Origin of the sequence: Paenibacillus sp. P22 (assembly GCF_000469945.2) — a bacterium.
In the GTDB taxonomy this organism is placed as follows: Bacteria; Bacillota; Bacilli; order Paenibacillales; family Paenibacillaceae; genus Paenibacillus_O; species Paenibacillus_O humicus.
The window spans coordinates 1-24,155 of the sequence record NZ_CBRA020000026.1 but is presented as its reverse complement, the minus strand read 5'-3'; the positions used below and the strand labels follow the sequence as shown (position 1 = coordinate 24,155).

Annotated in this window: 23 protein-coding genes and 1 pseudogene; 15 read left to right on the top strand and 9 right to left on the bottom strand. The window is 60.3% G+C overall.

The annotated features are described in order from the left end of the window. Positions 1-79: 79 nt before the first annotated feature. The 5 genes from BN871_RS06015 to BN871_RS05995 form a co-directional block, all read right to left on the bottom strand. Complete coding sequence (locus tag BN871_RS06015) at positions 80-2,023, bottom strand: M28 family metallopeptidase (RefSeq protein WP_021878884.1); 1,944 nt, start codon at positions 2,021-2,023, stop codon at positions 80-82. Between the two features lie 296 nt (positions 2,024-2,319). Next, positions 2,320-2,520, bottom strand: coding sequence for a cold-shock protein (locus BN871_RS06010; protein WP_048745005.1), 201 nt, complete (start codon positions 2,518-2,520; stop codon positions 2,320-2,322). A gap of 166 nt (positions 2,521-2,686) precedes the next feature. Beyond that, positions 2,687-4,231 (bottom strand): sigma-70 family RNA polymerase sigma factor, encoded by a 1,545-nt coding sequence (locus BN871_RS06005; RefSeq protein ID WP_157060218.1) that lies wholly within the window; start codon positions 4,229-4,231, stop codon positions 2,687-2,689. A 168-nt stretch (positions 4,232-4,399) separates the two neighbouring features. Then, positions 4,400-4,642 (bottom strand): DUF6953 family protein, encoded by a 243-nt coding sequence (locus BN871_RS06000; RefSeq protein WP_373864547.1) that lies wholly within the window; start codon positions 4,640-4,642, stop codon positions 4,400-4,402. A 148-nt stretch (positions 4,643-4,790) separates the two neighbouring features. Beyond that, positions 4,791-5,414 carry a hypothetical protein gene (locus BN871_RS05995; RefSeq protein ID WP_232312847.1) on the bottom strand — a complete coding sequence of 208 codons (624 nt, stop codon included), beginning with the start codon at positions 5,412-5,414 and terminating at the stop codon, positions 4,791-4,793. Between the two features lie 105 nt (positions 5,415-5,519). On the opposite strand from BN871_RS05995, the gene BN871_RS26115 reads away from it, so the two are divergent. The 6 genes from BN871_RS26115 to BN871_RS05965 all read left to right on the top strand — a co-directional run bounded on the left by BN871_RS26115 (position 5,520) and on the right by BN871_RS05965 (position 11,246). Next, positions 5,520-6,278 carry a DUF4430 domain-containing protein gene (locus BN871_RS26115; protein ID WP_053086943.1) on the top strand — a complete coding sequence of 253 codons (759 nt, stop codon included), beginning with the start codon at positions 5,520-5,522 and terminating at the stop codon, positions 6,276-6,278. Then, entirely contained in the window at positions 6,271-7,164 is an 894-nt protein-coding gene (locus BN871_RS05985) for an energy-coupling factor transporter transmembrane component T (protein WP_048745003.1), read from the top strand. The genes BN871_RS26115 and BN871_RS05985 overlap by 8 nt, the downstream gene beginning before the upstream one ends. Next, a complete protein-coding gene (locus tag BN871_RS05980) occupies positions 7,137-8,810 on the top strand; it encodes an ABC transporter ATP-binding protein (protein ID WP_048745002.1) in 1,674 nt (557 codons plus the stop codon). The genes BN871_RS05985 and BN871_RS05980 overlap by 28 nt, the downstream gene beginning before the upstream one ends. After that, on the top strand, positions 8,807-9,508 hold the full coding sequence (locus tag BN871_RS05975; RefSeq protein ID WP_049868252.1) for an ECF transporter S component: 702 nt from the start codon (positions 8,807-8,809) through the stop codon (positions 9,506-9,508). The genes BN871_RS05980 and BN871_RS05975 overlap by 4 nt, the downstream gene beginning before the upstream one ends. A gap of 195 nt (positions 9,509-9,703) precedes the next feature. Continuing rightward, positions 9,704-10,222: an RNA polymerase sigma factor gene (locus BN871_RS05970; RefSeq protein ID WP_021879675.1), complete on the top strand. Its 519-nt coding sequence runs from the start codon at positions 9,704-9,706 to the stop codon at positions 10,220-10,222. Next, positions 10,194-11,246 (top strand): anti-sigma factor, encoded by a 1,053-nt coding sequence (locus BN871_RS05965; RefSeq protein ID WP_021879676.1) that lies wholly within the window; start codon positions 10,194-10,196, stop codon positions 11,244-11,246. The genes BN871_RS05970 and BN871_RS05965 overlap by 29 nt, the downstream gene beginning before the upstream one ends. A 129-nt stretch (positions 11,247-11,375) precedes the next feature. Here BN871_RS05965 and BN871_RS27500 read toward each other — a convergent pair whose 3' ends face one another. Together BN871_RS27500 and BN871_RS05960 are read right to left on the bottom strand one after the other, a co-directional pair. Further along, positions 11,376-11,549, bottom strand: coding sequence for a hypothetical protein (locus BN871_RS27500; protein ID WP_157053957.1), 174 nt, complete (start codon positions 11,547-11,549; stop codon positions 11,376-11,378). A gap of 14 nt (positions 11,550-11,563) precedes the next feature. Further along, on the bottom strand, positions 11,564-11,941 hold the full coding sequence (locus BN871_RS05960) for a DUF948 domain-containing protein (RefSeq protein WP_021879678.1): 378 nt from the start codon (positions 11,939-11,941) through the stop codon (positions 11,564-11,566). A gap of 344 nt (positions 11,942-12,285) precedes the next feature. Between BN871_RS05960 and BN871_RS05955 the strand changes: the two genes are divergently transcribed. Further along, positions 12,286-12,852 (top strand): uridine kinase, encoded by a 567-nt coding sequence (locus BN871_RS05955; RefSeq protein ID WP_048745001.1) that lies wholly within the window; start codon positions 12,286-12,288, stop codon positions 12,850-12,852. Positions 12,853-13,097: 245 nt separating this feature from the next. On the opposite strand, the gene BN871_RS05950 is transcribed toward BN871_RS05955, so the two are convergent. After that, positions 13,098-14,444 carry a glutamate-1-semialdehyde 2,1-aminomutase gene (locus tag BN871_RS05950; protein ID WP_048745000.1) on the bottom strand — a complete coding sequence of 449 codons (1,347 nt, stop codon included), beginning with the start codon at positions 14,442-14,444 and terminating at the stop codon, positions 13,098-13,100. Positions 14,445-14,818: 374 nt separating this feature from the next. Further along, positions 14,819-15,892: an LCP family protein gene (locus BN871_RS05940; RefSeq protein ID WP_048744998.1), complete on the bottom strand. Its 1,074-nt coding sequence runs from the start codon at positions 15,890-15,892 to the stop codon at positions 14,819-14,821. A 325-nt stretch (positions 15,893-16,217) separates the two neighbouring features. Here BN871_RS05940 and BN871_RS05935 point away from each other — a divergent pair. The 8 genes and pseudogenes from BN871_RS05935 to BN871_RS05900 all read left to right on the top strand — a co-directional run. Then, positions 16,218-17,258, top strand: a pseudogene (locus BN871_RS05935) (ATP-binding cassette domain-containing protein); the annotation flags it as partial. A 277-nt stretch (positions 17,259-17,535) separates the two neighbouring features. Continuing rightward, positions 17,536-18,330, top strand: a complete 795-nt coding sequence (locus BN871_RS05930; protein WP_048744997.1) for an ABC-2 family transporter protein — start codon at positions 17,536-17,538, stop codon at positions 18,328-18,330. Between the two features lie 3 nt (positions 18,331-18,333). Next, positions 18,334-19,134, top strand: a complete 801-nt coding sequence (locus BN871_RS05925) for an ABC transporter permease (RefSeq protein WP_021879683.1) — start codon at positions 18,334-18,336, stop codon at positions 19,132-19,134. Positions 19,135-19,225: 91 nt separating this feature from the next. Then, on the top strand, positions 19,226-19,708 hold the full coding sequence (bcp, locus tag BN871_RS05920; RefSeq protein ID WP_048744996.1) for a thioredoxin-dependent thiol peroxidase: 483 nt from the start codon (positions 19,226-19,228) through the stop codon (positions 19,706-19,708). A 157-nt stretch (positions 19,709-19,865) separates the two neighbouring features. Further along, on the top strand, positions 19,866-20,816 hold the full coding sequence (locus BN871_RS05915) for a glycerophosphodiester phosphodiesterase (protein WP_021879685.1): 951 nt from the start codon (positions 19,866-19,868) through the stop codon (positions 20,814-20,816). Between the two features lie 107 nt (positions 20,817-20,923). Further along, complete coding sequence (locus BN871_RS05910) at positions 20,924-22,597, top strand: polysaccharide deacetylase (RefSeq protein WP_198156168.1); 1,674 nt, start codon at positions 20,924-20,926, stop codon at positions 22,595-22,597. A 400-nt stretch (positions 22,598-22,997) separates the two neighbouring features. Further along, complete coding sequence (locus BN871_RS05905) at positions 22,998-23,336, top strand: hypothetical protein (RefSeq protein ID WP_157060217.1); 339 nt, start codon at positions 22,998-23,000, stop codon at positions 23,334-23,336. A gap of 133 nt (positions 23,337-23,469) precedes the next feature. After that, on the top strand, positions 23,470-24,155 hold a 686-nt coding region (locus BN871_RS05900), incomplete at its 3' end, for a MoxR family ATPase (RefSeq protein ID WP_157060216.1).

The following is a 24,155-nucleotide window of genomic DNA, read 5'->3' as shown; positions in this document are numbered from 1 at the left end:
TGCGCCAATCTCTATTCCCTGAGCAGGGCATCCGTTATCCTCAGCGCCGGCGTCGGCTCTCCCATGCAGTTCTCTTGACTCAAGTCAGGCCCTTCCAGTCGATTCCCTTCAGCAGCGCGGCCGTCTCCGCATCGTCAAGCTCCCATTTTGGAGACATCCCCGTATCCGTCATTACATAGGCAACCAGGCTGGCTTTGTAGTCCTTCCCTCCGGAGTTGAACGGGTACAGCACCGAAAAAGCCGTTCCGGCGCGATCATAGACCGTGAATTCCAATCCGTTTTTCAGAACCTCTCGAGATGGAATTGTATCGGAATTCTGCATGGACGAGCTTCCCTCTCCGTTCAGCACGGATAAAAACAGAACCGAACCATTCTCCCCTTCGTAGCTGAGACTCAATTCATTGATATCCTTTTTTTCAACTGTCTTGTCCGACGTATAAATCCGATTCGGCTCCAGATCATCCAGATTGCCCGCTCCGAAAGCTTTTTCGTCCACGATGGCAATCACGCTCCGGAGAGAATAGCGCCCCACGCTCTGCGGGAGAGAATAACCCGGATATCGATTCTGGAACTCCACTTTATCCATGTTTTGATACGGGTTCGAGACCAGCTCCCGAATGTTCTGCTCTTTATTCTCGAACAGCTCGTACTGCTTGAACGCCAGTTTGGCCATCTCTCTTTGCACCAGCTGCTGCTTGACGTCCTGGTATTCATACATCGATTTCTCCCGGCCGAACGGATATAGCTCCGCGTGGTTATGCTCCAGCTTCGCCTCTTCGTCCTGCTTTTGGACAAAGTCGAGAATGATGCCGGAAATTCGCGACAGCTCCCCGTAATCAAGATTCTCTGCCCGGTCCCGGACCGTCCGCACGCTGTTCGGCTCCTCCAGCCCGAACGACACCGCAGGGAGCGAATAATAGCCGAAGGAAGCATGATCGCCGTCAAAGTTGTGGCGTATATCCGCATTGAAGCCGTCCTGCTTCAATACATCCGCCAGTGAGGTTACAAAACGATTCTTCGTGTTGTCGGTTAGCAAGTTGAGCTTGCCGCCTTTGACCCCCACCGCATCCAAGCTGACCGCAGAAAGGTGTACATTGGAATCATAGAGGGAATCGACGAGAGCCTGGCTTCCCTGAAGCCCGTTTTCCCTCCCATTGAAGGCGCAAAAGACGATGTCGGAATAAAACGGCCTCTCTTCCGAAAGGGCCTTCAGCGATTCCGCCAGCCCCGCGAGCACGCTGACAGCCGCGGCCCGGGAAGCGCCCTCATAGATCTGCCCGGCGTCCGAGCCCAGGGAATCGAGAGGCGCCGAAAGGACGAGGACATGGTGATCCGGTCCGCTTGCAGACGTGCCTGAGATTTTGCCGATGACGCTGGCGGCCTTCGCCTCTTCCTTGTCCTCATACTTCATTCGCAGAGAGATGCTTTCAATTCCCTCCTGCTTCTTCTTCAGAAAGATATATGTATCGTCATTGATATCCACGACGGGCACATTAAGATTCCGCCGGGCGGGATATTGCTTGAGCATGTCGGTGCGGGCCAGGATGAACCGAGTGCTCCCCTTCTGCGCCCGATCGAGCTCCTCCTCCGATGCCGCCACGAATGCGGTACCGGCCGTCAGCGAGCCGATGGAATCCTCGCCCAGCTTCAGCTCGGCCGTAGCGTCGAGATCCATCCGGATTACGCGTTCCCGGAAATGCTTACCATACACCAGCTCCTTGACGCTGCCGTCCTTCATCGTCACCTTCAGGCCGATCTCCCTGCGTTCTGCCGATCGGTACGGAAATAGGACCGGGTAGTCGTCTCCGCTGTATTTCTCCAGGCCGATACGGGCAAATTCCTCTCCGATCGCTTGGACAGCCTCTTCGTTGCCGGCCGTCCCCGCCAGCCTGCCCTCCATCTTCTTCGCCGTCAGCAGCTTGACGATCCGCTCCTGAGGCGGCCGCTCCCCCGAGGCCTCGCAGGCGGCCAGCAGGATGGCCGAGGCGATGGCCAAAAGGAGTAAAGCACGCCATGCTCGCAAGCGATTTCCCCCTGTCTATTCATTAGTCAGGGCAATTTTACCAACAACAGGCCATTTTTTCTACCTGATATCCCCTATTGTTGTCGTTTTCTACCGCATTCGAGAGAAATCGACAACCCTATCTTAGGTTTCCTTTTCCGATTCCGGCCATAACCGCGGCCTCCGATCCATGTCCAAAAAGGGAATAAGTGATGCTGCTGTCTTTGAATCAATAGGCAGGATTGGGTTCATATCCATCCCTTGCTCAAAACAAAAAAACCGGGATCCCAAGATCCCGGTTCTCTTCGCAATCAAGCTTACAGCTTAACTACGTTTTCAGCCTGCGGTCCGCGGCTGCCTTCTACGACGTTGAACTCCACGCTTTGACCTTCGTCAAGCGTTTTGAAGCCTTCGCCCGTGATTGCGGAGAAGTGGACGAATACGTCGCCGCCACCTTCAACCTCGATAAAGCCGTAGCCTTTCTCGGCGTTGAACCATTTCACAGTTCCTCTTTGCATGTTGACACCTCCTGCCCTGGTTACCCTGGTGAAGATACGACATAAGCGAAGCGGGTTACGGCAGGCCTTTCGGTACGCTCAAGTAACTGTTCAGCTATGCGAATTCATCCGAGTAGATATTACGCCTATACTACCATAGGCAGAATTGTCACGCAACAAGTCTGTATCAATCCTTGCCCGAAACGGCCGAATTCTCCTCCAGCCGCCCCGTCTGTCCGTCCCAGAGCCAAGCCGGGCGGCTGCCCGCAACATGCGCGCCTCCGTACCAGTCGTCCCACTCTCCGCCTTCGCCGCGGTTGGCCGCGCCGTCCAGCACCCGTCGCCCGAATGCCGTCAATGCGAGCGTCCCCTCCCGGAATACCGCACGGTCAGACGGTGAATCACAGTCGCCGTCCATCCAGGCAAGCAGAGGCTCCGGCTGCTCCGCCAGCCCGTTCAGGATATGGCGGAATTGCAGATCGCCCATGCCGAGCAGCTGCATCTTCACGGTGAATATGCGGAACATCCCATCCGCCGCGAGATTTCCCTCCCTTGCCAGCTCCAGAATCGCGCGCTCTGCGCTGCCAAGCCCGTCCCGGGAGGAAGGGAAGCGCGCCAGATGGGCCCGGAACGCATCGTGGGCCAGCGGAAGAGCGGACGTATCGCCGTCCAGCAGCCGCTGCAGCCTCATCGGATCTGCGGACGCATACGCCTCCCATAAGCCGCTCCCAAGCTCAAGCTGCTCTTTCCCGATCGGCTGCCAAGTGCCGGACAATGCTCCCAGCTGCCTGCCCGAGAGCTGGCCGAGTCCGATGAAGGGCTCCACGCCCGGATACTCCCCGATGCAGAGCAGGCTGAGCCTGACCGATTCCGGCTTGCGCCGGGCAAGCTCATGCAGCAGATAGGCAAGCATGCTCTGGTCGTACAGATCATGCTCGAACCAGAGCACGACCTCGCCGAAGCGCTCCAGCTCTCCCAGCTTGGCTTCCTGAGCCTCGCAGGCAGACAGATATTCCTCACGCGGCACTCCCAGCGTCTGCTCCAGATAGTGCGCGCGAATCTCCCTGCCGTCCTTATCTGCGCCGTCTGCGAAGACAGGGCCGTGGTTGTACGCTTCCCGCCAAGCGACGATCTCGCCGCCGATGCCGGACTCCCGCAGCTTCTGCGCGGCGCAGTCTCCGTTCGTGATATGAAGCATGTCGTCTCCTCCTTCATATAGTTCCTTCAGCATGGCAGCGGCATCGGCTACCGGCATGGCGCGCCTGAGGGAACGGCGGGCATCGTGCAGCCTCTTCTTGAGCGTTGACGGAGACACGCCGAGGAAGGCCGACATCTCTCCGAGCGAATACCCTCGCCAGTAATACAGCTCGGCGGCAGTCCGCTGCTTCGCGGGGAGAGAGGCCAGCGATTGACGGAGCTCCTCTGCCTCCAGGCGCCTCTCCACCTGTTCTTCCAGCGACTCCCCGAACGCCGCCAGGAAGCCGTCGTCATAAGGGGCCGAGGGCAGCTTGCGGCGCCGGGTCATCCGGTAGCACTGACGCTCCACGATCCGCCGGAACCAGCCGGGAAACGCCCCTGGGTCCTGGAGAGAATGCCTGTGCAGGTACGCCTGCGTGAAAGCCTCCTGCACGGCGTCCTCGGCGTCGCCGGAGTCCATCAGCTTCTCCCTCGCGATGGCCATCGCCATCGGCGTGAACTTCCGGACAAGCGGCTCAAAATCCGATTGTTCCAAGATTGCCGTTCCCCCTTCGTCTCCATGCTCTCCTTAAGTGCCATCGAAGCGGCCGAAGGTTACCCGGAGGCAAAAAAAAGAACACCTCTCCGTCTCCATCACAGGAAAATCCGGTAAGGCGCCTCTGCCGATGCTAAATATAAAGGGTCTCGGGGGCATGCAACGAGCTTACGTCCACGCCCAGAAAAATCCGTCCCGGTCCCAGGCGACTCTGCCCCGGTGCAGCTTGCGGAAGGCCTTCTTCACTTCCTTCTCCAGCGAAGCATGACCCTGCTCGTTGGTGAACACATACTGCTCCCCGAACTGCTCGCGCACATGGGCAACAGCTTCTTCCTGGCGAAGCATGCCGCGATTCTCGATCTCCCCGACCATCCACTTCGCAATCTGCTGCTCTACCTGCGTATCCTTCACTTCCTGTGAATGCTGCAACTGCTGTGCCGCATCCGTTTGCTGCGTCTCCCTGTTTCCCTTCGTTTCTTGCGTCTCTATCCTTTCCTCTGTCTCGATCGTTCCCTGCTCGTCCTGCTTGCCTTGCTGCTCCATCGTTTCCGCACCGCCTTCAGCCTGATTCTGTTGCCATCAGTATAGCATGTTCGGCTTCCGCCGCCGAATCCGGCAGGAGCTCGCGGTCCAGAAAAGGATACTCATATAGGGGCCCTTCAAAAATTTTATCGAGTCCGGGATGAAGGAGGAAATCATGCGGGGCTACCAGCGCTGGCGGCTTTTCGAACAGACCGAATCCGCTCCGTTCCAACGCCTCGGCCACGAACTGCGAGCAGAAGTAACGGTCGCGGGGCTCGATCCGAATATTCAAGGCGATTCCAAGCAGTCCGATCAGGTTGTATTTGCATCGCTCTCCGGCCCTTCCAAAGCCTTCAAGCACCGTGCCTGCATGCTTGTACTGCTCCTCGGTCGCGCTCAGACGAAGCAGCACGCATCTTGTATCGGGGTGTCGGCGGAATATGCCGCCATATATATCCTCTTCCACAAATCCGGCAGCGAGGGGGTTCGACAGGCTCTTGCGTCCAAAGCTGTACGCCCGATGCAGATCCAGATCAAGCGCCAGCGACGCGTGATTGTAAGGCGCTCCGGTAAAGCTTTTGATCAGCTTCGTAAACAGAGTGCCCGTGTCCGTAAGCAGAATGTACACATTTCTCGGCTTTCGCTCTTCTTGGCCGCCCATCCGTCCGCCCCCCTCGCTTTTTTGTTGGCTGAGCCTCAGGATAGCATGGCTGCGACCGGAGCATAAGCGTCTGGAGGTTGAGGATGCTCTGGACCTTAGGCGGGCATGTTCAGCCGCCGAAGTCCGGCTTATATAGGAGGAGAGGCTCTGCAAAGGGGCTTTGGCGCCCTTCGATATGCCGGCCTGGCCGCTGCCGGCGCCGGCGCAGCAGCCGCAGGAGCGGAAGCGTCTACGCCGCCGATCAAGGACGGTTCAGCGGGACAGGGAGGAGACGGTTCCCCGGCGCCGTCAGAGCCGCCTGATCCCCAGACGTCTGGCGGAACCGCAGCCGGCACGGCCAAGCCGCCGGTCTCTGGCGCAAATGCAGCCGGTACAGGCGCAACGAAGCCTCCCGCCGGTGAACCATCGTCTGCGCCCAAGCCTACAGCTCCCGCGGCATCGCCTGCGCCCAAGCCGAAGCCTTCCGCGCCGGCGGCCAAGCCGCCGCAGGCTCAGGCCGTCACGATATCGGTAACCGGCTCGGCCAAGACGGGCGTCATTCTCAAGGCGACCCGGGTCGAGGCCGAGGAAGGCGATACGGTGCTGGATGTGCTGAAGAAGGCCGCGCGGAGCCGGAAGATGGTCGTCGATTACAGCGGCAAGGGAGCGGCCGCCTATGTAAGCGGAATCGGCAATCTGTATGAATTCGACGAGGGAGCGGGCAGCGGCTGGCTGTTCAGCGTGAACGGCACCTTCTCCAGCCGCAGCGCCGGCGCGTCGAAGATCAAGCCGGGCGACGAGATCCGCTGGGTGTACACGACCGATTACGGCAAGGATGTCGGAGCCTCGGAGGGCGACGGCGGCGGGAAGGGCTCCGATGAGTAGAGGACTTGGGTTCAACGGCCTCCATCCCGCCGTAGGCATGCTTTATTTTCTGGTGCTGCTCGTCTCCTGCATGATGTTCACCGATCCCGTCATGTCGGGATTGACGCTGCTGGCGCTCGTCGCGCTCCATCTGAGTCTCGACGGAGGAAGGACGATGCGGCGCGGCTTGAAGCTGTATGCCGTTCTGGCTTTATTCATCTTCATAACCAATCCGCTGTTCTCCAGCAGGGGAGCGACGATCCTGTTCTACTTCCGCGACCGGCCGGTCACGCAGGAATCCGTCGTCTACGGGGCCTTGTTCGCCCTCTCCCTGGTCAATGTCCTGCTCGCCTTCGCTGCGTACAGCCTGGTCATCACCTCGGATAAATTCCTGCTGCTGGCCGCTCCGATCGCGCCCCAAACGGCGTTCGCCATCACCGTGACGCTGCGCTTCATTCCGCTGCTGACGCGCAGGCTGAAGCAGATCATGACGGTTCAGCGGGCATTCGGCTACATCTACCCCGGCATGCGCAAGAAGCTGCTCATGCGGGAAGGGATGGAGACGATGCACACCCTCGTCGCCTGGTCGCTGGAGGAGTCGATGCAATCCGCCGCTTCGATGCGCTCGCGCGGCTACGGGAGCGGCAAGCGGAGCAGCGCCGTCCGGTACCGGATGGAAGCGAGGGATTGGGCCTGCCTATGGCTGATCGTGCTCCTTGGGAGCCAGATCGTCATCGGACGGCTGTACGGCGTCCACGACTACGAAGTGTTTCCCAGGCTTCAGCCGCTGGACGGATCGCTCTCGGCATGGGTCCATTTGGGCTGTTATGCGGTCTTTCTGGCGATTCCGCCGGTTATGAACGGAAAGGAGCGTCTGCATTGGCGCATTATCAGATCCAGAATGTAAGCTTCCGGTATGCGGGCTCCGACGCCCCGATATTGGACGGTATTTCAGTCGATATCGACGATGGCGATTTCGTCCTCCTATGCGGCCCGTCCGGCTGCGGCAAGACGACGCTGCTGCGCCAGCTGAAAAACGAGGTGCGGCCGGCCGGCAAGCGGGAAGGAAGCATCCGTTATGACGGAGCCTCGATCGAGGAGCTGCCGGCGCGGAGGTCTGTGGAAGAGATCGGCATGGTGTTCCAGCATCCCGACAGCCAGATCGTCATGAACACGGTCTGGCAGGAGCTTGTCTTCGCCATGGAGAATCTCGGCTATCCGTCCGACCAGATTCAGCGCCGGATCGGCGAGCTCGTGCCGTTCTTCGGCATGGAGGAATGGCTGCATCGGCAAGTCCATGAGCTGTCAGGCGGCCAGAAGCAGCTGCTCAGCCTGGCATCGGTCATGTCGCTGCGTCCGAAGGCGCTGCTGCTCGACGAGCCGACAGCGCAGCTGGATCCCATCGCGGCGAGGGAATTCATCGGTCTGCTGGCCCGCATCAACGAAGAAATGTCGATTACGGTCATCATCAGCGAGCATCGGCTCGAGGATCTGTTCCCGCTCGTCACGAAGGCTCTCGTCCTGAGGGAAGGACGCATCGCCTACGCGGGCTCTCCCAGCGAGGCCGCCCGGCAGATCGGCCGTTCCGGCAGCAGGGACGATGCGGCCTTCCTGCCTTCGGCGACCCGGCTCTATTTGCAGGGCGGAGGATTCGGAGAAGAAGGAGCGGTGCCGCTGACGGTCAGGGACGGCAAGCGATGGCTGCAGGCGCGGACAGGCAAGCTTAACGGGGCTGACGGTCAGCATGGCGAAACGTTCATGGCGGAAGGAAAGCCGGCATCGGCTGCCGCGCCGCCCGGCAAGCCGCTGCTGACGGGCAAAGGACTTTATTTCGCTTATGAGAAGGATGCCCCCATGGTGCTCGGAGGGCTTGATCTGGACATTCGCGAAGGCGAGCTGTTCGCCCTGTTCGGCAGCAACGGCAGCGGCAAGTCGACGCTGCTGCAGGTCATCGCGGGGGCGATCAAGCCGCTGCGGGGCAGCCTGTTCCTGGAAGGCGTGAGCCTGCTCAAGAAACGCCGCGCGGGCTCGGTCGGCTATGTCGCTCAAAATCCGCTGCTGTACTTCACGCGCGATACGGTCGGGGCGCAGCTGGACGACAGGCTGGAGCGGCTCGGCCTGGAAAAGCGGGAAAGCCGTCTCCAGGAGCTGCTGGAGCGGTTCGGGCTGGAGGGGCTGGAGTCCCGCCATCCGTTCGATCTCAGCGGCGGCCAGCAGCAGAAGCTGGCCCTGCTCATCGTGCTGCTCGGCAATCCGCGCCTGCTGCTGCTCGACGAGCCGACCAAAGGGCTGGATCCGCTCTTCAAGGGAAAGCTTGCCGAGCTGCTTGCCGATCTTCGGAGGCGGGGGACGACCATTCTGATGGTCAGCCATGATGTCGAATTCGCCGCCTCCCATGCGGACCGCTGCGGACTGCTGTTCGACGGCCGCATGGCGGCGGCCGAGGATACCCGTTCCTTCATGCGGGAGAATTACTTCTATACGACTGCCGTGCAGCGGGCGGCCGGCAACCTCTATCCGGAAGCCGTCGTCCTGGAGGACGTGCCGTTATGAGCGAATCTCTGCGCAAGGGACTGTACGTTCTCAGCTTCGGCGGAATCGCCGCGCTTCTCGTGCTCGTGCTGTGGAGGAGGGAGCTCTATCTGCCGCTCAGCCTCCTCATGATCGGGCTGGTCATGCTGCCGTTCTTCATCCGCTTCGAGCGCCGGCGGCTGCGGGCCGAGGAGCTGCTGCTGGTCGCCATGCTTGGAGCCATCGCTGCGGTGAGCCGCGTGCCGTTCGCGGCGCTGCCGAGCGTGCAGCCCGTTTCGTTCGTCGTCATCATGGCAGCGCTCGTTTTTGGAGCGGAGACGGGCTTCCTGGTCGGAAGCATCGCTGCGGTCGCCTCCAACCTGATGCTCGGCCAGGGCCCATGGACGCCGTGGCAGATGTTCAGCTGGGGCATGATCGGCTTCACAGCGGGACTGCTGAGGCATACCCGCTTCATGGCAAGCCGCTGGGGCCGCGCGGCGTTCGGCTTCGGCTGGGGCTTTCTGTTCGGCTGGATCATGAATCTATGGTCCCTGCTCGGATTTTACGACCGGCTGAGCTGGCCGGCTTTCGCGTCGGTTTATGCGGCCAGCTTTTATTTCGATCTCGCCCATGCGCTCTCCAACGTGTTCTTTCTGACGCTGTTTTCCGGCATCTGGCTGAACATATTGGGCCGGGTGAAGCAAAAGTACGGCCTGCTGGAAAACGGACGGGCCGGATAACTTGGAGCCGGAAGCATGAATCTCCGGTCTTATTCAATTCCTTCGATAAGAAGCCCGAGGCGCAAGGCAGCCAAGCTGCCCTGCGCCTTTTGCCTTTTCCTTTGCCGCCGCCAAGGAAGAAAAAATGCCGGACCGAAGGCGGCGTTGTATACAAGCGGGCAGGGAGATCCGTTATAGGGCAAGGAAGGGAGGCGCATGGTGGAGCAGAGGATGCGCGAAGCGCTTAGCAGGAAGGCAAGGCAAATCCAAGGGTATTTGATCCGTCTTGGCGCCGAACGGACGCTCGCGGAGGATATCGTTCAGGAAACCGTCTACAAGGGACTTGTCCATATGGACGCCATCCATCCGGACAAGTTTTCAGCTTGGCTGTACAAGGTCGCCTTGAATCATTATTACGACATATGCCGCAGGCAGAAGCGCATTCTGGTTCCTTATGAGGAAAGCCCGGCGGATGATGCCGGAGGAGACCCGGAACTGAGCATGCTGCGGAAAGAAAAGCGGGAAGAGATCGAGCGCGTGCTGGACCGGCTGAATCCGGTTTACAAGCAGCTGCTGATCATGAAGTATGAGCTGGACCTGAGCTATCAGGAAATCGCGGGTCTGCTCGGCATTCGAGCGGAGAAGGTGAAAACCTATCTGTTCCGGGCGCGAAAGCAATTCCAAAAGGGTTACGGAGGGATGAACGATGACGGAGGAAAAGAAGAACGATCGTGAAATGGAGTCTGACCACGGCGGGATGGGGCAGGAGAATGACGGATGGAGAGCGGATGGAGACCTTTCAGGACTTGTGCGCAAGGCGAAAAGGAAATCGCTGCTTCGCAGCGCGGTCATCTCCGCCTCTGCCGCTGTCCTCGTACTGGGGGGAGCGCTCATTGCCAATCTGCAGCTGCTTTACAAGAGCTCGGATAACGCGCTGCGCGATATTTCCCTGTTCAAGCAGATCAGCGGACCGAACTCGTACGAAGGGGGCTACCGGGCGGATTTCGGCCTGCTTACAGGGAAGCTGGACATCCAGACCTACAAGCTGATCGAGGGCGTGCCGGTCGTCCAAGGCGCCGAGCCCTATGAATACAATGTACTCGGCCATTTCTCCAAGCCGGCGGGAGGATACAATCTGGGCCTGCCGGATGCATTCATGAAGGAAGAGAAGCTGGACTACATGCGTCCTTACAATCCGAATACGGGTGAGCGCGAGATGCTCTTCTATCTCCCTGACATTTCCTACCCGCGGACGCTGAACGAGCTCCCTCAGCTGGAGGCCATGGATCCGGACAAGCTGGTCGAGCTTGCCGTTTCATTCGACAAAGCCTACACGGTCAAGGAAATCGGGGCCATGCTGCCTCCCGATGCCCATCCCGTATGGTATTGGGTGGACACCTACTCCAACCGCTACCCGTATGAAGCGAAAAAAATGCCGGATGGGAGCTCGGTCAGCCCGTTTCCGGACAGCGAAGCGGGCGTGTATGGCTTTGGCATGCACCCCGATACCGCGACGAATACGGCGGCAGAAGAGGATTTCCTGAAGCTGATTCAAGCCGGTCTCAGCCAGAAGGGGAAGTATGAGGGCGAGTACAAGCGGATTTACGATTATTTGCGCAAGGACAAGCCTGCTCCCCTGACGAGCGATGTGCGCATTTGGGGTGTCGTCGTGACGGGCACGGCAGAGAATCTAAAGGCGCTGAACGGTAAGCCTTATTTGAAAGCTGCCGTATTCGGGGCGATTGCGGACCGGTATTAGGCGGGCGTATAGTCATTTGCCCCATCCTTTTCCAGTCAGCCGCCGCAGGGCAAAAAGGTCTGGGACGACAGCGTCCCAGACCTTTTGCTGTATGCCAGTGAACGATTAAAGGCATAGATGTTCTGCCTGCTAAAACGAATAGTTGATGGAGTGGAGAAACCAGTTCAAGGTGATGATGGCTACCGCGAGATGGAGCAGGATGGGAAGCCAGGCTTTGCGCGGCAGCTGCAGATCCTGGACGAGGCTGATGACGGCCCAGATGAATATGACCAGATAGGACAGCTGAATTAGAAGCGTGGGCATACCGGATCTCCCCTTTACTTCAAGTTGATTTGAATCGCTTTTTTCTTCGGCGCTTCCGTCTCCGGCGCGGGGTGGAGCACGTCCCCGATTGCGGCGGCTGCTTGCTTGACGGTTCTCGTTACGCTGTGAAGCGCTTCTCCGACGTCATGCGCGGATTCGAAGATCGGTTCTACCGTACGGATTTTGCCTTTGACGTCGGCCGTGATCAGGTTGGCGGTATGAATCAGCTTCTTGGATTCGTCGGTCAGCCCGTGAATGGCGTTGCGGACTTCCGAGAGGGTGCGGTTGGTCTCGCCGAGAGTGCTCATGCCTTTATTGAGAATGCGGATGACGAAGAACACCAGAACGACGAAAGCGGCGGCGCTGGCCGCTATGCTCAGCGGTATGATCATGTCTCCTCCTCCTTACTAGGTAACCTATGTGCAAGCCCGGCAGATATGCCTCTCCCTTGATATCCCGGCTGCTCCCTCACGTTGCAGGAACGAGCGCAGACAGGCTTGTTGCGCCGCTTGCGGAAGCTCTATTCTTCGCAGCTATGCTGGCTTGGATGGGGAAAGACGAGGCTGAGCATTCTTGGTTTCCTGACGTATTATCTTCTGCCGGCGGAGAGCTGGGTAGGACTGCAGGGGCGGAATGTAGAATGGAATGAATTAGTCGACGGAAAGAGCAGGCGGGGACAGGATGAGCAAAGACAAGATGGATGCGGGTCACAGTGCAATCGGCAGGAGGAGAGAGCATGGCATTATGCGTTGGCATCGCGGGAGGTACAGGCAGCGGGAAAACGACCTTGAGCCGTTATTTGGCGGAAAATCTAGCGGAGTTCCGCGTCCGGGTGATTCCTATGGACAAGTTCTACAGGGATCAGCGCCCCCGGACGATCGCCTCGCTCAGCGGCCAAGAGTATGAGGACTTCAACCATCCGGACGCTCTGGATCTGGACGCGGTCGGACGGGAGCTTCGGGAGGCGCTGGAGGAAGAAGACATCGTCCTGATCGAGGGATTCTTGCTGTTTGCCGTCAAGGAATTGGCGGACATGCTGGAGTATAAAGTTTTTGTCGATTGTCCTTCCGACGAGCGGCTGGCCCGCAGGCTCGGCAAGTTCAAGAGCGGCAAATACACGCAGGAGGAAACGGTCAGGGAGTATCTGGAGCTGGTGCGGCCGCGGCATGACCGCTACGTGGAGCCGACCCGCTGGCAAGCGGATCTCGTGCTCAACGGCTCTCTTCCATCCGCGAAAGGCGGAGAGATGCTGCTGGAATGGATCCGATTCAAAGCTTCTATGCCGATGCCGCGTTGCATTTGAGCCTGAAGCAGGGTTTAAGACTCCAAACAAGCCTTATGGGCGCTTTGGGGAAGCTTGTCTAGCCGGACCGGAGCTTTAAGCATTCTCTCGACACGAGACTCGGCAGACTGCGCTGGGTCCGGTTCGGTAAGCACACTATGCAGCACCCTAGAACAAGTAAACGATCTCCACATAAAAAGAGCGGTCCCAGAAGTCAAAAAACGACTTCCGGAGACCGCTCTTTTTTGGCAGCTATGCTTGGACTTCTAGCTGGACATGGCTGCAAACGATTCTGCCGCCATCTCCAGAGTCCGGGCGATGTCGGCTTCCGCATGCGCCGTCGTCAGGAACCAGGCTTCGTACTTGGATGGCGCGAGGCAGATGCCGCGCTCCAGCATGAGGCGGAAGAAGCGGGCAAACTGCTCGCCGTCCGTATCCTGCGCCTGGTCGTAATTGGTGACCGGATGGTCGCAGAAGTGGGTGGAGAAAGCGCCGCGGATCCGGTTGACCGTCAGCGGAATGCCGTGGCGGGCCGCAAGATCGGCCAGTCCGTCCGCCAGTCCTGCGGCGAGTCGGTCCATGCGCTCATAGACGCCGGGCTCCTGCAGAACCTCCAGGCAGGCGATGCCGGAGGCGATGGAGGCCGGATTGCCGGCCATCGTGCCCGCCTGATAGGCGGGGCCGAGCGGAGCGACCTGCTCCATGATGATTTTGCGGCCGCCGTAGGCGCCGATCGGCAGCCCGCCGCCGATGATTTTGCCCAGCGCGGTCAGATCCGGCTCGATGGCGGCGTGATCCGGGAATGCGGCGAACGTCTGGGCGCTGCCGTAGTGGAAGCGGAACGCCGTAATGACCTCGTCATAGATGACGAGAGCTCCGGCTTCGCGCGTCAAGCGGCACAGCTCCTCGAGGAAGCCGGGCTCTGGCATGACCATGCCGAAGTTGCCTACGATCGGCTCCACCATGACGGCGGCCGTTTCGCCGCCCCAACGCTCCAAAGCCGCCTTCAGCGCCGGAATATCATTGAACGGCACCGTGATGACTTCGCTGGCGATGCTCTGCGGAATGCCCGCGCTGTCCGGAATGCCGAGCGTGGACGGGCCGGAGCCGGCGGCGACGAGCACGAGATCGGAGTGGCCGTGGTAACAGCCGGCGAACTTGATGATCTTGTTGCGGCCGGTGTATGCCCGGGCGACGCGGATCGTCGTCATGACGGCCTCTGTGCCGGAATTGACGAAGCGGACCTTGTCCATGGACGGAATGGCGTCCTTCAGCATGCGCGCCAGCTTGATCTCAAGCTCCGTCGGCGTGCCGTAGAGCGTGCCGTTGGCCGCAGCCCGGCTGATCGCTTCCGTAAGATGCGGATGGGCGTGGCCCGTAATAATCGGACCGTAAGCACACAGGTAATCGATATATTTATTGCCGTCGACATCCCAGAAATAAGGGCCTTCGGCACGCTTCATGAACACGGGAGCGCCGCCGCCGACCGCCTTGAAGGAGCGGCTCGGACTGTTGACGCCGCCGACGATATGCTGGAGAGCTTCGCCGTACAGCTCCTCGGAGCGCGCGCGGGAAGAGCCGGGGACGGCGAAGGGATCGGTTGAAAGGGACATGATAGGCCTCCTGGAAAGTAAGGGTTGGAATGGAGTGATAAGGGCGGCTCGGCAATTCGGAAATATCGGCCAGAGCCGCGAAAGAATGGCGGAAAGCGGGCTGCAGGCATTGGCCGGCAGGAAGCACTCGGCTCCAGCCGGGGAGCCGCCTGCCGCGCAGCCGTCAAGAAAGGAGGGCAAGACGCATCCTCGGGGGATGGTCCTGCCCTAATGGGTCCAGGCTTCAGTTCAGACGGTCGGTCGGAGATAGCCTGCTTGCAGGCAAAGGTTGATTGAGCCTTGCAGGAAAGGATGATTCAGCTTTGCAGGAAAGGTTGGTTCAGCCTTGCAGGTTAAAGGCAATCCAGGCCGGCTGCCAGCCGCAAACTTCGCGGCTACGGACTGCCTGTCCCGGCATTCGAAGCATTGTCCGCGCCGGCATTCGAAGCAGGATCCGGCTGGGAATCATCCTCCGTCAATACTTCCTGCACATAGTCGCGCAGCTTGGCTTCGTTGCGGACGGTGAGCACGGATGCGCCGCCGATCTTCTCGTCGGCCAGCAGATCGCTCGGCGGCAGCTGGGCGGTGCCCGCATTGCGGAGGCCGAAGCCGAGCTGGCCGAGCTTGAACATGTCGTCCGACGACAGATTCGTTTCGACATACGGGCTGACGCTGCGGATGATCGAGCTCAGCTTGGTGATGTTGCCGAGATCCTGCATCTTGACGGCGACCGCGCTGAGGAACTTGCGCTGGCGCTCGGTGCGGGTGAAGTCGCTCGTCGCATCGTGGCGGAACCGGACGTATTGGAGCGCCTGGTCGCCGTTCAGATGCTGGTAGCCCTTCTGCAGGTCGATGTCGTAGCGGTTGCCGTCGGCGTTGTCGGTGTATTTCATCCTCTTCTCGACATCGATGTCGATGCCGCCGATGGCGTCGACAAGCGACTTGAAGCCTTCGAATTCCGTATAGATGTAATACTGGATCTCCAGCCCTGTCAGCTCGCTGATCATCTGCATCGACAGCTTGTAGCCGCCCTGCACGATCGCTTCGTTGGCGCGGCCCTTCCCGTGGCCGGGAATGCTGACGTACGTGTCGCGAAGCAGGGAGAAGAGATGGGCTTTCTTGGTGACGGGATCGATCGACAGCACCATCATGGAATCGGAGCGGGCCGGTTCATTCGGGCTCTTGTTCTCGCGTCCGTCCCCGCCCATGAACAGGATGTTCACGCGCTCCTTGCCTTCCCACTCGGGAGGCTGCTCCAGAGAGGCATTGTTCTCGAACTGGGTAAATTTGGACTTGTCCGGCGGCTTCTGGAGCTCATCCAGCGCTCTGACATTGTCGACAATATAATAGGCTATGGCAGCGGCCATAATAAGCAGGACGCTGAAGAGCACCCATAACCAAGTCCGGCGCTTTCGTTTTGGCGGCTTCGGCTTGGATGAGCCCTGCTGCCGACTTTTTCTGCTTTCCATTCGGCGGTGTAACTCCCTTCGCATGTTGAGGCTGAAATGGATTCTAACGGAACAAATCGGCAGAAAAGTCGGGATATTGAACCCCGAGGCGGCAATTGGAGCCTGTCCGACGCGTTGGAGCAAGGCGGCCATGCAGCCGGCCGCCGGGTTATGGGCTCTGCTGGCCGATCCTGGGGAATGCTGTCCGGCTTGCTTCCCCTGGCTGTCGTAACATATCATAAAATTATAAATCCGGGGTCGGTTGGACGCAAGTTTTAACCGCGGGAGAGGAAATCACTCCCAATTTCCCGGGAAATGTCGAGTCGCCTTACGAGAGGAGCTACGCATGAGCAAGAAGCCGGCTATAGAGGTGCGGGATCTGCGCAAGGAATTCCGCGTGCAGAAAAACCGCGAGGGGCTGTCCGGGGCCCTCAAGGATCTATTCAAACGCGAATACCGCGAGGTAGCCGCCGTGAAGGACATCTCCTTCGAGATTCCCCAAGGGGAAATCTGCGGATATATCGGAGAGAACGGGGCTGGGAAATCGACCACGATCAAGATGCTGACCGGCATCCTCGTGCCGACATCCGGCCATTTGAGGGTCAACGGCTACGTGCCGCATAAGGACAGAGAGAAGTTTGTCGGAGGGATCGGCGTCGTGTTCGGCCAAAGATCCCAGCTATGGTGGGACATCGGCGTCGTCGAGTCGTTCCAGCTGCTGCGCAAGGTGTACCGGGTGCCGGAAGCGGACTACCGCAAGCGGCTGGATGAGCTGGTGGAGCGGCTGCAGCTGGGCGAGCTGCTGAACCGTCCCGTGCGCAAGCTGAGCCTCGGCCAGCGGATGCGCTGCGAGATCGTCGCCAGCCTGCTGCATAATCCGTCCATCCTGTTCTTGGACGAGCCTACGATCGGGCTTGATATCGTCGTCAAGACGGAAATCCGGGATTTCCTGAAAACGATGAATCGCGAACATGGCACGACCATTCTGCTTACGACCCATGATCTTCAGGATATCGAAGCGCTCTGTTCCAGAGTCATCATGCTGGACGACGGGCGCATTATTTATGACGGCGGCCTGGAAGAGCTGAAGAGCCGCTGGAGCCGCGGGCGCGAGATCGTGTTCCAGTTCGCTTCCCGGGTGCAGGCGGACCGTCTGAGGGCGCTGACCTCCGGCCTGGAAGGCGTGGAGTGGAGGCTGGACAACGATGTGACGGCCGCAATGTGGCTGCCGCATGAGGTCAACGTGTCCGAAGCGCTCGCCCGAGTCGTCGGCGACGCGGGCCTGGAAATCCGCGACATGAAGATCATCGAGACGAATACCGACGAGATCGTGCGCGAAATCTACCAGTCCGGCGATGCCCAGTCTCCGGGCAAGGCGAGGGCGGCGGAGCTTGCCGGAGAAACACCGGACGATTCCGGCCCGGATGACGAAGGACGCTCGATGCATGCGCCGGCCGCCGCGGATAGCGTGAATGCGGAAGCCTCGGGCGGAGGATCGCCGTCCATGCAACTGGAGGAGGCATCCGCCTCCGCGGCCGGACCTCTGCAGCCGGCGGGGCGGGACGCCCTGGATCCGGACGACCGGGACGGCGGGGACGCCTTGGGCGATGCCGATGCCGGAACGCCTGTCCTCGCAGGGGCGAAAGGGAAGGGGCCGGTGAACCGTGGCTAGCGCCTATCTGGACCTGATCCGGATCCGCTTCCTGATGATGCTCGCTTACCGCGTTAACTATTACAGCGGCATCATTATTTATGCGATTAACATCGGGGCCTACTACTTCCTGTGGGGGGCCATCTACGGGGCGCAGGAAACGCTGGGCGGATTCACGGTCAGCCAAATGACCACCTACGTCGCCGTATCCTGGATGGCCCGGGCCTTTTATTTCAATAATCTGGACCGGGAGATCGGCAACGAAATCCGCGACGGCAGCGTGGCGATCCAGATGATCCGGCCCTACAACTACCTGGTCGTCAAGATGATGCAGGGGTTCGGGGAAGGCATCTTCCGCTTCCTGCTGTTCATGATTCCCGGCATGGCTCTGGCCTGCCTGCTGTTCCCGGTGAAGCTTCCGTCCGATCCCGGCATCTGGGCGGTGTATCTGGTCATGCTGTTCTTCAGCTTCCTGATCAACTCGCAGATCAACATCCTGACCGGCCTGGCGGCGTTCTTCGTCGAAAGCAGCGAAGGCATGATGCGGCTGAAGAGGGTGGCGGTCGATCTGTTCTCGGGCGTCATCGTCCCGATCAGCTTTTTTCCCGGCTGGCTGGAGGGCGCCATGAGATGGCTGCCTTTCCAGGCGATCACCTATCTGCCCAGCTCGGTGTTCACGGGCAGGACTCCCGCCGGCGAGATCGGCGGCGTCCTGGGCCTGCAGCTGCTCTGGTTTCTCATTCTGCTGCTGCCGATCGCGCTCGTATGGCGTTCCGCGCGAACCCGGCTGTTCGTACAGGGGGGCTGAGCGATGAAGCTGCGTTTCTATTTGTCGCTGCTGATGGACTACTTCAAAAACTACGCCAAAACAAAGCTGACGTACCGGGCCGACTTCTGGATCGAGGTGCTGTCGGATCTCAGCTTCCAGGCGGCCAACCTCATCTTCATCCTAGTCGTCTTCCAGCATACGCCGACCCTCGGCGGCTGGAGCGAGGCGGAAGTCATTTTCGTCTACGGGTTTTTCATGGTGCCGTTCGGCATCTTCGGAACGTTCTTCAATCTGTGGAATTTCAGCGACCGCTACATTACCAAGGGCGAGATGGACCGGGTGCTGACCCGCCCCGCCCACAACTGGTTCCAGGTGACGCTGGAGAATATGGATCCGCCTTCGCTCATCGGTTCCCTGGCGGGCATCGCCATCATGGTCTCCTGCTGGCTGAAGCTGGGCTTGCCCCTGGAGTGGTGGGACATTCCCGTCATGATTGTGCTTGTGCTCGGGGCGGTGCTCGTGTATGGAGGCATCTATACGGCCTTGACGGCCATCTCGTTCTACTCGGATGCGCCGACCGGCATTCTGCCGCTGATGTTCAATATCCAGAACTACGGACGCTATCCTGTCAATATCTACAATAAAGTCATCCGCTTTCTGCTCACCTGGCTCATCCCTTTCGCCTTCGTGGGCGTCATCCCGGCTTCGTATTTCCTCGGAGACCATGGAGACGGATTGTCGCAGCTCGCGCTGCTGACGCCGGTTGTCGGCATCGTCTTCATGACGATCGGCATGGCCGTATGGAACCACGGGGTCAAGAGATACCGGGGCGCAGGCTCGTAGCCTTGAGAGCCGCCTTGCATGAGGCGGCAGGCTTGCCGCAGCGGAACGGATGTCACGCAAAGGGACGAGAGTCCGCCAAGGAGGAACCATCATGTCAGCCACGCTAGCGCCGGGACAGCCGGCGCCTGATTTCACGCTGCCCGCTGCGGGAGGAGAGCAGGAGACCGTCACCCTGAGCCAATACCGCGGACGAAAGGTCATTCTGTATTTCTATCCCAAGGATCTGACTTCGAGCTGCACGCAGGAGGCTTGCGATTTCCGCGATGCCTGGCCGGATTTTGACGGCCAGAGAGCCGTCATTCTCGGCATCAGCCCGGATCCCGTCAAGTCCCATCACCGATTCCGGGACAAGCACGGGCTCCCGTTCCCGCTGCTGTCGGATCCGGAGCATGCCGCCTGCGAAGCCTATGGCGTCTGGCAGCTCAAGAAGCTGTACGGCCGGGAATATATGGGCGTGGTCCGGTCGACCTTCCTCATCGACGAGGAAGGCCGTCTCGTCAAGGAATGGCGGGGCGTCAAGGTGAAGGGACACGCCGCCGACGTGCTGGCAAGCCTTGCGCCGGATCCCGGCTGAAGGGAATGAATTCCCGGAGCTTCGGCTCTTGAACATCTATAAGGCCGCTTTTGCGGGCAGATCTCGTCTGCCGCAAACGCGGCTTTTGTGCTGCAGTGGTAAATAACTCCTTTTTGGGACATAGTAGACATAAAGGGAACTCCAAGGGGGATAAGGCATGAGAAGCGGATGGAAGAGAATCGGGCCGGGTGCGGCAAAAATGGGGATCGGCCTCTGCGCGGCGCTGCTTCTCTTGCAAGCGCTGCCTGCGCGCGCAGACGCCTTCAAAGCGAAGGTGCCGGTCCGGACAGCTTCAGCCGAGGCCCCGGCCCGCCCGCTCATTCTCGCGCACAGGGGAGCTTCGGCTTATGCGCCGGAGAACACGCTGGCGGCTTTCGATCTGGCTGTCCGCCAGGGAGCCGATTATATCGAGCTGGATGTCCAGCTGTCCGCAGACGGAATCCCGTTTGTGCTCCACGACGAAAACCTGGAACGGACGACCGGCGGCAAGGGAAGGGCCTCGCTCCGCACGGCGGATGAGCTGATGCGGCTTGACGCCGGAGCCTGGTTCTCTCCCCGCTTCGCCGGACAGCGGATTCCGCTGCTCGAGGATGTGCTGCTGCGTTATTACAACCGCATCGGCCTGCTCATCGAGCTGAAGGATGCCGATCGGCAGCCGGGCCTCGTGCAGGCGGTGGCGGAACTCATGAGACGCTGCGGCATCAACGGCGAAATCCGGCTGCAGGATGCGGTGAACGGCCCGCCCTGGAAGAAAGAGCCTGTCATGATCCAGTCGTTCCACATTCCCGCGCTCAAGCAGGTCCATGCCTTGCTGCCGTCGATCCCGCTGGGCGTGCTGATCTCGGAAGACAAGGAGCTGACTCCTGCAGCGCTGCACGCCATGGCGGAATGGGCCGATTATGCCAATATCCGCAAGCAGCTCGCCAAGCCGCTCAAGGTGAAGATGATCCACGACAGCGGCCTGCATACGTTCATCTGGACGGTGGACAGCAAGCGGCAGGCGCTCAAGGCGGCGGCGGCGGGGGCGGACGGCATCCTCACGGACGACCCGGAGGCTTTGGGGTCGTTCTGGTCGCAGAGAAGGCCGAAGCCGGGCTTGAAGAAGTAGCGGCAGCGGGCGGGAAATGGATGGGACAAGCTTGTCATAGAGCCGGACCCTCTCACATAGAATCTAGCAAAGAGGATTCGTTTTTCATAGAAAGGGTGCATCCATTCATGGGAAAAAGTACGCTTCGATTGATGGCAGCCGCTGCGGCGCTGCTGACAGGATTGACGGGATTCGGCAGCGAGTGGACTTCTCTCGCTCCAGGCAGGGCGCTGACAGCGGAACCGCCTGCAGCGATGGCCGCGGCTTCAGTACCGCCCGCTTCGGATGGAGCAGCCGCTCAAGCGGGCCAGGCGCTTCCGCCGGGAGCGGCCTCCGCTGCTGCGGGACAAGCCGGGTCCGGCAATTCAGGCGGAGCGGCCGCAGGATGGAACAGCATCGCCTTGTCCGGCATGACGGAGAAGCAGCTGATCGCGGCATTGGAGCGGGCTTCCGGCGCCGGACAGGACGGGGGGACAGCAGACGCGGCTCAGGCAGGCCAGGGTGATTCCGGCACGGCGCCTGAAGCGGACAAGGAAGCTACGGCAGAGGCTGGCGGAACGGCCGGGACGAGCGCCGCGGCTTCTGCTGCAGGCACGGGCAAGAGCGCAGCTCCGGAGCGTCCCGCCAAGCCGACCGTTTACCTGACCTTTGACGACGGGCCGAGCATCTACACGCCTCAAGTGCTGGATATATTGAAGAAAAATGGAATCAAGGCGACCTTCTTCATGGTCGGCCGCCATGTCGAGGAGCGTCCGGATCTGGTGCGCAAGGTCAAGGCGGCCGGCCATTCCATCGGCAACCATTCCTACGATCATGTCTACTCCGAGATTTACGGCAGCTTCGCCGGTTATGCGGAGCAGACGGTGCGGACGGAGAAAGCGCTGCTGGAAGCGGGAGTGGCGACGGATCTGGTGCGGGCTCCAGGGGGCACGTACAGCAACTTCGACTCGGGTTATTTCGAGGCGATGAAAAATGCGGGCTACAAGATGGTGGACTGGAATGTGGACAGCGGCGACTCCAAGCGGGCCGGAGTGCCGGCCAAGGAAATCGTCGCCGGCGCGACTTCGGCGCCGCTGAAGCATGAGATGACGATCCTGCTGCATGACGGCACCGGCCATGCCGAGTCGGTCAAAGCTCTTCCGGCCATTATCGCTTACTACAAAGACAAGGGCTACAGCTTCGCTGCCGTCACTCCTTCCGCCGAAGTTCCTTTGTTCCCGCTGGCAAAGCAGCTCAAATGGCAGCGGCCCGCGCCGCTTCCAGGCGAAGCGGCCGCCTTCGCGGCGGAGAGCGGCAAGCTGAGGGCGAGCCAGTCCTGGCTGGCCGCAGACGACGGGGACAAAATCTCGGTGCCGGCGATAGCTCCTGTCGGCCAGACGCAGCCGCACAGCCTTCCTGCAAATTCTGCCGGCAGCGGTAAAACGGAAAAGGGAAAGGCGTACGGCACTCTCGATGCGGATCTTCTCCTTCATACTCCGCTCGGAGATCTGAAGCTTGCTTACGGCGACTATTCGCTGCATGGAGACAAGCTGTCCGTACCGGTCCGCCGCGTCGTCGAAGGGCTCGGAGGCTCGGTGCAATGGGATTCCGCGTCAGGAACCGCCGCCATCACCGCCGGCAGCGGCGCAAGCGGCAGCCTGCAGCGGGAGCTCGTGTTCCAGCAGCCGGCCGGCACGCTGCGGGCGCCGCTGACCGACCTGCTGGAGCTGCTCGGACAGCGTGCCGTGCAGATGAGCAGCTCGGCCGGGCTTGTCGAGGTGTGGACGGACGTGGCTCTGGATTCCGGCAAGGCGGCCGCTTAAAGGATAGTGAAGAAGCCAGGCTGATAGCGGCGGCTTATAGCAGAGGCTGAGGCTGATAGCAGCCGATAGCAGAGGCCGCAGCAGAGGGGAAAGCAAAGGTTGATTGCAAAGATGGATTGCAAAGGCTGATTGCAAAGATGACAGAGAGGGAAAGCAGATGCTGATTGCAAAGACGGATTGCAGATGCCGATAGAGGCTGATAAAAGAGGGGACATCAAGAGGCCGGAAGCAGAGGCCATGTGCAAAAGCAAATTGCAAATGCCATCGCAAAAACGATCGCAAAGCCATCATTAAAATCTCAAAAGCAAAGGCCAACCGGATTTCCGGTCGGCCTATTTGCCGTATTCCTTTCTTTTTGAAATCCGGCTGTGCGTTGGGATGAAAAGAGCTTGAAAACGGATTGATGGAGAAGGCTCGTTCCATCCCCGATTGCAGCCGGGACCCTTCCGGGCCTTGCTCGGAGGCGGAAGGCAGCCATACGACGGCAAGCGGAAAAGCATCCCATGCGGAAGGGAGCGGCACGACCGCTGCCGGCAAGGCGGCCCATTCCTCGGGCTGCGGCACCCAGTCCATTGCGGACATCGCTCACGCGGAAACGGTCGGGAACGTGGCGAGCGGCTCGGCGACCCATGCCGAAAAAAGGCCAAGACCGGCGGCGGTCCCGGCTTTTTTTTGCATTTCGTTAGAACTCCAGCAACCGATAGAGCTCGGCGTCGGCCAGCCCGGTTCTGCAAGCTGAAGCTGAGAGGAAGAAAGAGGAGGGATCCGTTCTATTCCGCGATCCTGGGCTTCGGGGTCTATTTCTTCCTTGCGGTGGAGAGACTGATAGCATGAAAGATTCATAGAATCCGGAAAAAGCAGGAGGAATCGAAATGCTGAACAGGGAACCGCAGCCGCAGGAGACGCCCGGTCATCGTCCGAACGGGACGGAGGAGTTGCCGGAGCCGAAGCAGGCGCTCATCGCGCGCTTGGAGGCTCGCGCCGAGAGCGTGCTGCTGGGCAAAAGGGAGACGATCGGACTCGCTGCCGCGGCGATGCTGGCGGGCGGCCATATTTTGCTGGAGGATGTGCCGGGAGTCGGCAAGACGCTGCTGGCCCGCGCGCTCGCGCGGCTGACGGGAGGCCGCTTCCAGCGCATCCAGTTCACTTCGGACCTGCTGCCGGCCGATGTGACGGGAGGCTCGGTATGGGACGGCAGAGCGGGCGAGTTCATCTATCGCGAAGGTCCGATCATGGCCAATATCGTCCTGGCCGACGAGATCAACCGCACATCGCCTCGAACGCAGTCGGCGCTGCTGGAGGCGATGGAGGAGAGATGCGTCACTGTGGACGGGACAACCCGGCGGCTGCCGGAGCCTTGGCTGCTGATCGCCACCCAGAATCCGCTTGACGACGAAGGAACGCATCCGCTGCCGGAGGCGCAGATGGACCGCTTCATGATGAGGCTGTCGATCGGCTATCCGGATAGCCGGGACGAGGTGCGGATGCTGGAAATGATGGCGGCGGGCGAGCAGCGCCAGCCGGAGCTGCTGCGGCCGGTCGTCTCCGCGCGGCAGTG